10 protein-coding genes and 1 pseudogene are annotated in these 11,717 nt (G+C 31.7%); 8 read left to right on the top strand and 3 right to left on the bottom strand.

The genetic code is table 11. The features are described 5' to 3' along the window. Positions 1-151: 151 nt before the first annotated feature. From auxA to ptsP, 5 genes are all read left to right on the top strand, one after another. Positions 152-1,447 carry a lipoteichoic acid stability factor AuxA gene (auxA, locus tag CD127_RS01885; RefSeq protein ID WP_103297092.1) on the top strand — a complete coding sequence of 432 codons (1,296 nt, stop codon included), beginning with the start codon at positions 152-154 and terminating at the stop codon, positions 1,445-1,447. A 170-nt stretch (positions 1,448-1,617) separates the two neighbouring features. Continuing rightward, positions 1,618-2,790 (top strand): class I SAM-dependent rRNA methyltransferase, encoded by a 1,173-nt coding sequence (locus tag CD127_RS01880; protein WP_103365540.1) that lies wholly within the window; start codon positions 1,618-1,620, stop codon positions 2,788-2,790. A gap of 66 nt (positions 2,791-2,856) precedes the next feature. Further along, positions 2,857-3,399, top strand: a complete 543-nt coding sequence (locus CD127_RS01875; RefSeq protein WP_103365539.1) for a DUF697 domain-containing protein — start codon at positions 2,857-2,859, stop codon at positions 3,397-3,399. 330 nt (positions 3,400-3,729) lie between these two features. Continuing rightward, positions 3,730-3,996, top strand: a complete 267-nt coding sequence (locus tag CD127_RS01870) for a phosphocarrier protein HPr (RefSeq protein WP_103297095.1) — start codon at positions 3,730-3,732, stop codon at positions 3,994-3,996. Between the two features lie 2 nt (positions 3,997-3,998). Then, entirely contained in the window at positions 3,999-5,714 is a 1,716-nt protein-coding gene (gene ptsP, locus CD127_RS01865) for a phosphoenolpyruvate--protein phosphotransferase (RefSeq protein ID WP_103365538.1), read from the top strand. 152 nt (positions 5,715-5,866) lie between these two features. On the opposite strand, the gene CD127_RS01860 is transcribed toward ptsP, so the two are convergent. Continuing rightward, positions 5,867-6,100, bottom strand: coding sequence for a glutaredoxin family protein (locus CD127_RS01860; RefSeq protein ID WP_103297097.1), 234 nt, complete (start codon positions 6,098-6,100; stop codon positions 5,867-5,869). A 213-nt stretch (positions 6,101-6,313) separates the two neighbouring features. On the opposite strand from CD127_RS01860, the pseudogene CD127_RS01855 reads away from it, so the two are divergent. The 3 genes and pseudogenes from CD127_RS01855 to CD127_RS01845 all read left to right on the top strand — a co-directional run bounded on the left by CD127_RS01855 (position 6,314) and on the right by CD127_RS01845 (position 9,466). After that, positions 6,314-7,666, top strand: a pseudogene (locus CD127_RS01855) (cytochrome ubiquinol oxidase subunit I). Further along, a complete protein-coding gene (locus tag CD127_RS01850; RefSeq protein WP_103365537.1) occupies positions 7,666-8,682 on the top strand; it encodes a cytochrome d ubiquinol oxidase subunit II in 1,017 nt (338 codons plus the stop codon). Before CD127_RS01855 ends, CD127_RS01850 begins: the two are co-directional and overlap by 1 nt. Before the next feature lie 124 nt (positions 8,683-8,806). Continuing rightward, on the top strand, positions 8,807-9,466 hold the full coding sequence (locus tag CD127_RS01845; RefSeq protein ID WP_103365536.1) for a potassium channel family protein: 660 nt from the start codon (positions 8,807-8,809) through the stop codon (positions 9,464-9,466). Between the two features lie 97 nt (positions 9,467-9,563). Here the strand turns inward: CD127_RS01845 and rnjA are convergent, their stop codons facing one another. Both rnjA and CD127_RS01835 read right to left on the bottom strand, forming a co-directional pair. Further along, positions 9,564-11,243 (bottom strand): ribonuclease J1, encoded by a 1,680-nt coding sequence (gene rnjA, locus CD127_RS01840; protein ID WP_103365535.1) that lies wholly within the window; start codon positions 11,241-11,243, stop codon positions 9,564-9,566. Further along, on the bottom strand, positions 11,243-11,461 hold the full coding sequence (locus tag CD127_RS01835) for a DNA-dependent RNA polymerase subunit epsilon (RefSeq protein WP_103297102.1): 219 nt from the start codon (positions 11,459-11,461) through the stop codon (positions 11,243-11,245). Before CD127_RS01835 ends, rnjA begins: the two co-directional genes overlap by 1 nt. Positions 11,462-11,717 lie beyond the last annotated feature (256 nt).

Raw genomic sequence — 11,717 nt, 5'->3', positions numbered from 1 at the left:
TCATACAACACTCCTTGTTGAATAATTGTTACATCTATAGTTTACCCATAAAAGAGTAGGATAAACTTATATAGGTCCAGAGAAGTATTTTATTTTTTTATTAAAGACAAGATGAAAATCTTCATATATAATAAATTTTGAGGTGAACAGTATGTCTTTTCTTAAGAAACACACCGAGATTATTTACAGTTATTTAATCGGTATCGTTTCACTCTTCACGGGTCTCATTATCCTAATCAATTTACCTTTAATTAAACAACTCAAAGATAAGAATAAAGCTGAATTAAGGATACATAATTTATGGGATTTTCTTAATGCATTCTTTAGTGAAATAATTAGAGTGATGAGTAGATTCATAGGCAACTTTCCTATTATTAGTGCAGTCATCATTATTTTATTTGGTATTCTTTTAATGTTAATCGGTTACACATTATATAGAACTACGAAATATGATTACGACATCTCAATTTTCTTTTTAGTTATTGGAATTCTATATTTCCTTATTACAATTACACTTATGACACAAGTATATGGTATTTGGGCAGTAATTTTCGTTATTCCATTTATTATTCATACAGGTTATATCGTCTATAAAGATGAACTTTATAGCGAGAACAGAAAAAGCCATTATCTATGGATTATTGTTTCCTATGGAATTGCTTATTTAATTACTCAAATTTCTTTATACGGCAAAATTGATGCAAATGAAATTGCACCAATTGATATTTTAAGTGTAGATACTTTCTTCTTAGTGATGTGGCTATTAGCTCAAGCATCTATTTGGAACTTCTTATTCTTAAGAAGATCACTTCCGTTAACTAAAGAAGAACTTGGGGAAGAAGAACCAGAATTATCTAGAACTACTAAAGGAAATGTATCGACTCAATCTAAAGTTCATTTTAAACAACTTCAAGATAAAACATCAGAATATGCACGTAAGACGAGAAGAAGTGTAGACTTAGAAAAAATTAGAGCTAAACGCGATAAATTTAAAAGTAAATTTAAAAATGTTTTTGATATTCAAGAAGACGATATCCCTAACTGGATGCGTCGACCTAAATGGATCAAACCTGAGTATGTAGAAATCTTCTGTGGTTTTGTTTTATTCTTATTTACATTTATAGAGTTTAACAACCGAAATTCATTATTTGTATCTGGTGAATGGCAATTATCACAAACGCAATATGTGGTTGAATGGGTAACATTGTTATTATTAATGTTTATCATCATCATTTATATTGCTACTACATTCACGCATTTCTTAAGAGGTAAATTCTATTATTTACAACTCTTCATGATAAGTATTCTATTCTTCAAATTATTGACAGAATTTATTAATATTATGATTCATGGTTTGCTTTTATCAATCTTTATTACGCCAACCTTAATCATTATGTTAATCGCAGTAATTGTCGCATTCACGCTACAGTTAAGAGATCGTCCTTAATATTATGAACATGATTAACTCCCTTCAAAGTTTAACAATGAAGAACTTTGAGGGGAGTTATTTTATTTCGTTTAGTATAAAGTGAAAATTAATTTTGTTAAAATAAACAAGAACGTATAATGGAAACATTTTCTAATATAAAAAATATGATTTAAATAGGAGCGTTAAAAATGAAGATAGCAACTTTAAATAAAGGAAAAGAACCAAAATATTTAAATCAATATCCGTTAGTCGATGAAGAAGATATCTATCAACACGACCATTTAAAGGAAGGCGACTTATTTTATTTAATGACAGAAAATAATCAATACATTGCAACTGCATATGTTGGACGTCAACATAAAGGTTTAGGATGGGTATTGAGTTACGATCAAAATGAAGTCATTAATACACAGTTTTTCGAAAGTTTGTTTAAACAAGCGTTAGAAGAAAGAGATTATTACTATCATATAGAAGGAACAAATGCTTTCAGATTATTTAATGCTGAAGGTGATGGTGTAGGTGGCCTTACGATTGATAACTATAACGGTCATTTACTTATTCAATGGTATTCAAGAGGAATTTATAAGTTCCGCTATAACGTAGTAGAAGCCATTCAAAACGTATTTGAGTTTAAGTCAATTTATGAAAAAATGCGTTTTAAAGATACAGAATATACTGGTGGACATGTGTTAGGTGAAACGCCAGAATTTCCAATTGTAATAGAAGAGAACTTTACTTTTTATAATGTAGATTTAGATGATGGCTTAATGACAGGTATTTTCTTAGACCAAAAAGAAGTTCGTAAAAAATTACGTGATCATTTTTCAGAAGGAAGATCAATACTTAACTTATTTAGTTATACAGGGGCTTTCTCAGTCATAGCGGCTCAAAATGCGGAAATGACGACAAGTGTCGATTTAGCAAATCGTTCGCGTGCTCTAACTGAAGAGAACTTCGGACTTAACGGTATTGACCCTAAAAGTCAGTATATCTATGTAATGGATACATTCGATTTTTATAATTATGCTGCTCGCCACGGCAAACAATACGACACAATTGTAATTGATCCACCAAGTTTTGCACGTAATAAGAAGAAAACTTTTTCAGTTCAAAAAAATTACGATGACTTGATTAATGGAGCATTAAATATTTTAGCGCCAAACGGCTCAATGTTATTATGTACAAATTCAAGCGTCTTTCCATTGAAGTCATTTAAAAACGTGATTAAAAAAACATTAGAATCAGCTGGCGTAGACTATGAAATAGAAGAAGTTATGGGCTTACCAAAAGATTTCAAAACACATCCACATTATAAACCATCTAAATACTTGAAAGCAGTATTCTTAAATATTAAGCATTAACATAAATAAAAGTGGGTATAATGGTTTAATGAATGAAAAAGAATTAATACGAAAGGGTGTCGAAATATGGGTATTATGGATAGATTTACAAATAATATGACAAATAAAGTAGGTAACAAAGTATTAAATATGGAAGAAATTAAAGAAAAAAGTGCTTTACCTACTACAAAAGAAGAAATTGAAGAGCGTAGAGTAAGAGCTGAAGCGCTTGTCAAAAAGAAATCTCTTTTATCTTCTGGAATGAGCGTTGTACCTATTCCAGGATTAGACTTTGGTGTAGACATTAAATTAATGAGAGACATCATTGAAGATGTTAATAAAATTTACGGTCTTGATCATAAACAAGTGAATACTTTAGGCGATGATGTTAGAGAACGTGTGCTAGCAGCAGCGGCTATTCAAGGTAGTTCATTTGTAGGTAAAAAAGTATCAAGTGCTGTATTAAAAGTAGTAATCAGAGATATGGCGAAACGTACTGCTGCTAAACAAACAAAATGGTTCCCAGTGGTTGGACAAGCAGTATCAGCGTCTATTAGCTACTACTTTATGAACAAATTAGGACGCGAACACATAGAAAAATGTGAAAAAGTTCTATATGATATTATTTAAAATGGAAATGTTGTAGTATAATTAATATAAAGTGTTAATAAGATAACAATTACAATATTGATTAAATTTATTAACTAAATGATAGCGAGCAACAGATTGTTGATACTTAAGCAGAAACATCAATTTTAAATAAGGAAAGTATAAATATTGATAGAGAAGTGTTTATTGTCAATCTGAATTGCTTGTCTAGTCATATCATTTGCCAGTATAATAGTGTTTCAATCGTATAAGAATTGAATTTGCTATTATATTTTGGTAGTGTTATCTTATAAAATTATGTTAGATTATGATAAATTTGAATATTCTAACTTTGCGAAGGAGAAATAGATTATGGAACAAAAATCTTATGTAATTATTGATGAAACTGGTATTCATGCACGTCCTGCAACTATGTTAGTTCAAACTGCATCAAAATTTGATTCAGATATTCAATTAGAATACAACGGTAAAAAAGTTAACTTAAAATCTATCATGGGTGTTATGAGTTTAGGTGTAGGTAAAGATGCTGAAATCACTATCTATGCTGACGGAAGCGATGAACAAGACGCAATTCAAGCTATCAGTGATGTCTTATCTAAAGAAGGTTTAACTGAGTAATTATGTCTAACTTAATTAAAGGTATTGCTGCGTCTGATGGCGTAGCAATTGCTAAAGCATATTTATTAGTAGAACCAGATTTATCATTTACTAATGAAAAAGTCACTGATACTGATGCTGAAATTAAAAAGTTTAGAAATGCGTTAGAAGCTTCTAAAATCGAGTTAACTAAAATCAGAAATAACGCTGAGAAACAATTAGGTCCTGATAAAGCTGCTATCTTTGATGCACATTTATTAGTACTTGATGATCCTGAGTTAATTCAACCAATCGAAGATAAAATTGCGAATGAAAAAGCAAGTGCTCCTGAAGCATTACATGAAGTCACTACGCAATTTATTACAATCTTTGAATCAATGGATAATGAATACATGAGAGAGCGTGCTGCAGATATTAGAGACGTTTCTAAACGTGTGTTAGCACATCTTTTAGGTGTTGATTTACCTAACCCAAGTATGATTGATGAAAGTGTAGTTATCGTCGGAAATGATTTAACACCTTCTGACACTGCACAATTAAATAAAGAATTTGTTCAAGGCTTCGTTACTAATATTGGTGGACGTACTAGTCACTCAGCAATTATGAGTCGTTCATTAGAAATTGCTGCTGTCGTTGGTACTAAAACAATTACGAAAGAAGTTAAACAAGGCGACATGATTATCGTTGACGGTACAACTGGTGACGTAATCATTGATCCTACTGAAGATGAATTAATCGCTTATCAAAATAAACGTGAACGTTTCTTTGAAGATAAGAAAGAATTACAAAAATTACGTGACGCAGAAACTGTCACTATTGACGGTGAACATGCTGAATTAGCTGCAAATATCGGTACGCCTGACGATTTATATGGTGTAATGGAAAATGGCGCTGAAGGTATTGGTTTATATAGAACTGAATTCCTTTATATGGGTAGAGATCAAATGCCAACTGAAGATGAGCAATTTGAAGCCTATAAAAAAGTGCTTGAAACAATGAAAGATAAACGCGTAGTTGTACGTACTTTAGATATCGGTGGGGACAAAGAATTACCTTACTTAAATTTACCTAAAGAAATGAATCCATTCTTAGGATATCGTGCAATTCGTTTATGCTTAGATCAACAAGATATTTTCAGAACACAATTACGTGCATTATTACGTGCGTCTGCATACGGTAAATTAAATATTATGTTCCCAATGGTAGCAACTATTAATGAATTCCGTGATGCAAAAGCGATTCTTTTAGAAGAAAAAGATAAACTTAAAAACGAAGGTCACGAAGTGTCAGATGAAATTGAATTAGGTATCATGGTTGAAATTCCATCAACTGCTGCTTTAGCAGATGTATTCGCTAAAGAAGTTGATTTCTTCAGTATTGGTACGAATGATTTAATTCAATATACAATGGCAGCTGACCGTATGTCAGAACGTGTCTCTTACTTATACCAACCATATAATCCAGCGATTTTACGCTTGGTTAAACAAGTTATTGAAGCTTCTCATAAAGAAGGTAAATGGACTGGTATGTGTGGTGAAATGGCTGGAGACGAAACAGCTATCCCATTATTATTAGGTTTAGGATTAGATGAATTCTCTATGAGTGCAACATCTATCTTAAAAGCTAGAAGACAAATTAATGGTTTAAGTAAAAACGAAATGGCAGAATTAGCACATCGTGCAATTAATTGTGCTACTCAAGATGAAGTTAAAGAGTTAGTAAATAATATTTCTAAATAATTATAAAAAGCATCTTTGTTTAATTTGACATTAGACAAAGATGCTTTTCTTTTTATAAACATCGTACATCAAGATTCAACTTTATAAACTAGATGTAAGACGTTTTTTTGATGGAAATATTTAATTTTGAAAGAATTTATTTATTATAGCGATTAATTCTCAATATTAAAGGCTTTGTTAATCTTTTCCATATCAACATTGTACATAGGTTCATCATTTAAAAGTATAAATGGTGTCGCAAAGGCATCGTAATTCATCATTTCTTGTCGATATTCATCTTTAGCAATATTTTTTTCTTCATAATTTACGTTATGTTCGCTTAAATAATTTTTAACAAATGTACAAGGCGGACAATCGTTTTGTGTATAAATTGTAATTGAAGACATTTATAAACACTCCTTTTTGTCAATTATTTTAACTGAAATTACTATATAAAATATATCTTAGAAATGCAAACTGTGAAAATTTTGTGAAACACATTGTTAAAAATTTATGAAGATTAAGCAAAACAATTTAGCTAGAAAAATGAAAGTAATATAATTTATATCAATTGTTTCTAAAAATATAAATCTTAAATATAAAGAAAAGGTGATTAATATATGGATTCTGTAGAAATTAGTCGATTTCTAACCGGAATGACATTAGCGGTACATATCATTTTTGCTACCATTGGTGTAGGTATGCCGTTAATGTTTGCCATCGCAGAATTTTTAGGGATCAAAAATAAAGATCCTAAATATATAGCATTAGCACAACGTTGGTCGAAAGGTTATACGATTACGGTAGCAGTAGGGGTTGTTACTGGTACAATGATCGGGTTACAACTTTCATTGATTTGGCCAACCTTCATGAAAATGGGCGGACATGTTATAGCTTTACCGCTTTTCATGGAAACATTTGCATTCTTCTTTGAAGCAATTTTCTTAAGTATTTATCTATAAACATGGAATCGTTTCAAAAATCAATGGATACATTTCCTTATAAGTATTCCAGTTATAGTAGGGGGCTCATTCTCAGCTTTCTTCATCACGTCAGTCAACTCATTTATGAATACACCAGCTGGTTTCGAAATGAAACATGGCAAGATGGTTAATGTGCAACCATTTGAAGCAATGTTTAACGCTTCATTTTTAGTTAGAGCATTTCACGTAGTAGCTACAGCTGGAATGACAATGGCATTTCTTTTAGCCGCTATTGCAGCGTTCAAATTATTGAAAAACAAATTTAGTAAAGATGCAGAATATCATAAAAAAGCATTAAAAATGACGATGATCGTTGGTTTTATAAATACTTTACTTGCAATGCTTGCGGGAGATATGTCGGCGAAATTTCTTCATAAAGTACAACCTGAGAAATTAGCAGCTTATGAATGGCATTTTGACACACAATCTAAAGCTGATTTAGTATTTTTCGGTGTATTAAATGATAAAACGCAAGAAGTTCATGGTGCGATTAAAATTCCTGGCATGTTAAGCTTCTTAGCTGACAACAATGTTAATACTAAAGTGAAAGGGTTAAATGATTTCCCTAAAAATGATTTACCTCCATTAATTGTGCATTACTTCTTTGATTTAATGGTTTCAATGGGTATATTCTGCTTCATCGTTTCAGGATTATTTATACTTACATTAATCTTTAAAAAATTACGCAAATTTACATTGAACAAAGGTTTATTATATGCAGTATTACTGACAGGGCCTGCTTCGTTATTAGCCATTGAATTTGGTTGGTTCTTAACTGAAATGGGTAGACAACCATGGATTGTTCGAGGCTATATGCGCGTAAGCCAAGCAGCTACTCAAGCTGGTGGAATTACATTAGTTACCATTATGTTTGGTTTATTATATTTAGTTCTGTTAGTTACTTCAGCTTATGTATTATTGCGTATGTTTAAAAATAAACCAGCCCAAGATGATGTAGACAAAGTGATTGAAAAAGGAGGTCAAGCATAATGGATTATACTAGTATTGGTATTGTTGTATTATGGATATTCTTATTCTTCTATATTATTGTAGCTTCAATTGACTTTGGTGCAGGCTTTTTCACATTGCATACGAAATTAACTGGAGAAGAAAAAAAGATTAACCATCTTGTTGAACGTTATCTTAATCCAGTGTGGGAAGTTACAAATGTATTCTTTGTCTTCTTCTTCGTAGGGTTTGTAGGGTTCTTTCCAGATTCTGCGTTATATTTAGGTACAGTATTATTAATACCTGGTTCAATTGCGTTAATACTTATTTCAATTAGAAGTAGTTTTTATGCTTTTGAACATTATGGTCAAGATACAAAATTACCATGGATCTTTTTATATGGACTTACTGGACTATTAATTCCAGCCTCATTGGCAACTGTTTTAACTATATCTGAAGGCGGTTATATTAATCAAAGAGGATCACATCTTGATTTAGACTGGGTGCAATTATTATTAAGTCCATTCGCATGGTCAGTAGTATTTTTAGCAATTATTAGTGTGTTATATATTTCATCTGGCTTCTTAACGTATTATGCAGCTAAAGCTAAAGATGAAGTAGCATACTCATTTATGCGTCAATGGTTTATGTTTTGGGGACCACCAATGATTATTATTTCATTATTTGTGTTCCTATCATTAAGAATTCAAAACTCAAATCATTTTTATAACGCAGTGACGAATTATTGGTGGATGTTTGCGATTAGCTTTATCTTCTTCTTAATCGCTGGCGTATTAAATCTAATGAAAAAACATCATGGTTTAGCGTTTATTATGGTTATTTTACAAATGGCTTTTGCCTTTTATGGCTACGGTATGAGTAAGTTACCATATATTTTATATCCATATATTAAAATTACAGATTCAGGTGTTAATTCATCAATGGGCTTAGCGCTTGTAATCGTATTTATTTTAGGTTTACTTTTATTAGTTCCATCGTTAATATTATTATTGAGATTATTTGTATTCGATAAATCATACGTCGAAGGCAAGAAATAATTACAATACTGAAGGGGCTGAGATAAGTTTAATTTATGTTTTGAAGTGAGCGAATTTATTTTTCAAGACATGAAGCAAGCTTACTCAGCTCCTATTTTTTATAGAAGATAGGGGTATCTACGGTATGGAGAAGGAATATGTTGTTATAGGTCTAGGGCGTTTCGGTGGTAGTATCGTAAGAGAACTTAATGCGCTTGATATGGATGTTATGGCAATTGATAGAGATGAAGCAAGAGTAAATGAGTACAGTGATATCGCTACACATGCAGTAGTGGCTGATACTACTGATGAAGCGGTGATGAAAAGTTTAGGTATACGTAACTTTGATCACGTAATTGTAGCGATAGGGGAAAATATTCAATCGAGTACGTTGACGACCTTAATTTTAAAAGAGCTAGGGGTTAAAAAAGTGACGGCTAAAGCTCAAAATGATTATCATGCTAAAATATTAAATAAAATCGGGGCAGATACAGTAGTGCATCCAGAAAGAGATATGGGACGACGTATTGCGCATAATGTGGCGAGTGCAAGCGTGTTAGATTATCTTGAATTAGCGGATGAGCATTCATTAGTTGAATTGAAAGCGAGCGAGAAGATGACGGGTCAATCTATTATCGATTTAGATATTCGTCGTCAGTTTGGTATTAATATTATCGCGATTAAACGAGGCAAGAACATTATCGTATCACCTGATCCTAGTATGAATATTGAATTTGGAGATATACTCATTATGATAGGTCATGATAACGATTTAAATCGCTTTGAAAAGAAAATTGTACGTTAACGTAGTGGACAAAAAATCATTAATAACGTGAAAAAGCACGGTATAGTTCATGTGTAAATAACATGTCTATATCGTGCTTTTAGTTTATCTATAATGATTAATCTTCATTAACTTTCATAATAACTGGTAAAATCATTGGGCGACGAGCTGTTTTCTCATAAAGATATGGTTGTAATGTTTCAATAATTGAAGATTTAATTTGATGCCATTGAATATCTTTATTTGAATTCAACTTAGAAATGACATCTGTTTTAATCTTACGTTGCGCATCGTAAATGAGTTGACCTGATTCACGCATATAAACGAAACCACGTGAAATAATATCAGGACCAGAAAGTAATTTATTAGTCTTGAAGTCGATACTTACTACAACTATTACTAACCCTTCTTCAGAAAGTAATTTACGGTCACGAATAACAACATTACCAATATCTCCAATGCCGCTTCCATCTACAAGTACATTACCTGAAGGGATACGGCCAGCTTTACGTGCTGAGTCATGCGTAAGTGCTAAAACATCTCCGATATCAAAGATAAAGACGTTTTCTTCTTTAACGCCACAATCAACACCAGTTTGACCATGAGCTTTTAGCATACGATATTCACCATGAATTGGTAAGAAGTATTTAGGTTGAATTAATCGTAACATCAATTGTTGATCGCCTTGAGATCCGTGGCCAGATGTATGAATGTTAGAAATCTTACTATGAATAACATCAGCGCCTGCTTTATATAAAGCATTGATTGTACGATTGATACTTTTAGTATTACCTGGAATAGGTGATGAACTAAATACTACTGTATCATCAGGGATGATTTTAATTTGTTTGTGTGTACCATTAGCAATACGTGATAACGCAGCCATTGGTTCACCTTGAGAACCAGTACATAAGATTAATAATTCATGTTTAGGAATATTATTAATTTTATTCAGTTCTACAAATGTTTCTGGTGGTGCTTTAATATAGCCTAATTCCATACCGATTTTGATATTATTTTCCATTGAACGACCGAAAGTTACAATTTTACGATTGTACTTAATAGCCGCTTCTACTGCTTGTTGCACGCGGTAAATATTAGATGCAAATGTAGCGAAAATAATACGGCCTTTACAATTGCGGAAAATTTTATCAACGTTTTGACCAACTTCTCTTTCACTTAAAGTAAAATCAGGTACTAATGCATTTGTTGAGTCAGAAAGTAAACATAATACGCCTTCTTTACCTAATTCGGCCATTTTAGCGATATTAGCTGGTTCACCGACAGGAGTGAAGTCAAATTTAAAGTCACCAGTGTGAACGATTTTACCTTCTGGCGTATCTACAATGACACCATATGCTTCAGGAATACTATGCGTAGTTAAATAGAATGAAATTTCAAAGTGTTTAGATTTAATAACGCTATCTTCATTGATTTCATGTAGTGTAGCATTACGTAATAAATTATGTTCTTCTAATTTATTACGAATTAAACCTAAAGCTAATGGACCACCATAAATAGGTACATTAATTTGCTTTAATAGGTAGGGCACACCACCTATATGGTCTTCGTGTCCATGAGTGATAAACAGACCGACAATTTTATCTTGGTTCTGTTCAAGGTAAGTGTAATCTGGAATCACATAGTCGATACCTAATAAGTTATCATCTGGGAATTTAATACCAGCATCGATAATTACGATTTCATTTTTATACTCTACGGCATAAGTATTTTTACCAACTTCGCCTAAACCACCTAGAGCATATACACCTACTTCATTAGAATGTAGTTGTTTCATTATTGAGCGCTCTCCACATTAAAGTGATCAGAGTGTTCTTTTTCATATTCTAAATGTGCGCCCTCTAATTTAGTAATAAACTCGATGTTATAATTGCGGTCTTTTAAATAACGTCTAACTTGTTCTTCAGTTTCACCTTCAACGTAAATTGTGTTTGTATTTTCACGAACGATTACTTCGTCTTTGTTATGTTGAAAAAATACTTTAAATACTGCCATTATGGATAATTCCTCCTAAAATATATTAATATGCGACTCTAGTTAAACAATTTAGTATAGCAAAGTATATCGATTATTTTCATTTCAATTTAATGCATATATTGAAAGCTGAGTAAGTAAAAATGTAATTTTTAATAAATATAAATTCGATAAGTTTAAGTAATTAATGACCATTTAACTTTGTCACTAATATTGTTCACAGAGTTGTGATTAATTTCGTTCATTATTTGAAAAATAGTATTAAACTATCTTGTCA

Source organism: Staphylococcus petrasii (assembly GCF_002902565.1).
Classification (GTDB): Bacteria; Bacillota; Bacilli; order Staphylococcales; family Staphylococcaceae; genus Staphylococcus; species Staphylococcus petrasii.
The sequence above is the reverse complement of the archived record's forward strand: the minus strand, read 5'-3'. Positions and strand labels throughout refer to the sequence as shown.

Bases quoted from the DNA above. Each gene is read 5' to 3' on its own strand.
- auxA (WP_103297092.1), top strand. From the start codon at position 152: ATGTCTTTTCTTAAGAAACACACCGAGATTATTTACAGTTATTTAATC.
- CD127_RS01880 (WP_103365540.1), top strand. From the start codon at position 1,618: ATGAAGATAGCAACTTTAAATAAAGGAAAAGAACCAAAATATTTAAAT.
- CD127_RS01875 (WP_103365539.1), top strand. From the start codon at position 2,857: ATGGGTATTATGGATAGATTTACAAATAATATGACAAATAAAGTAGGT.
- CD127_RS01870 (WP_103297095.1), top strand. From the start codon at position 3,730: ATGGAACAAAAATCTTATGTAATTATTGATGAAACTGGTATTCATGCA.
- ptsP (WP_103365538.1), top strand. From the start codon at position 3,999: ATGTCTAACTTAATTAAAGGTATTGCTGCGTCTGATGGCGTAGCAATT.
- CD127_RS01860 (WP_103297097.1), bottom strand. From the start codon at position 6,100: ATGTCTTCAATTACAATTTATACACAAAACGATTGTCCGCCTTGTACA.
- CD127_RS01850 (WP_103365537.1), top strand. From the start codon at position 7,666: ATGGATTATACTAGTATTGGTATTGTTGTATTATGGATATTCTTATTC.
- CD127_RS01845 (WP_103365536.1), top strand. From the start codon at position 8,807: ATGGAGAAGGAATATGTTGTTATAGGTCTAGGGCGTTTCGGTGGTAGT.
- rnjA (WP_103365535.1), bottom strand. From the start codon at position 11,243: ATGAAACAACTACATTCTAATGAAGTAGGTGTATATGCTCTAGGTGGT.
- CD127_RS01835 (WP_103297102.1), bottom strand. From the start codon at position 11,461: ATGGCAGTATTTAAAGTATTTTTTCAACATAACAAAGACGAAGTAATC.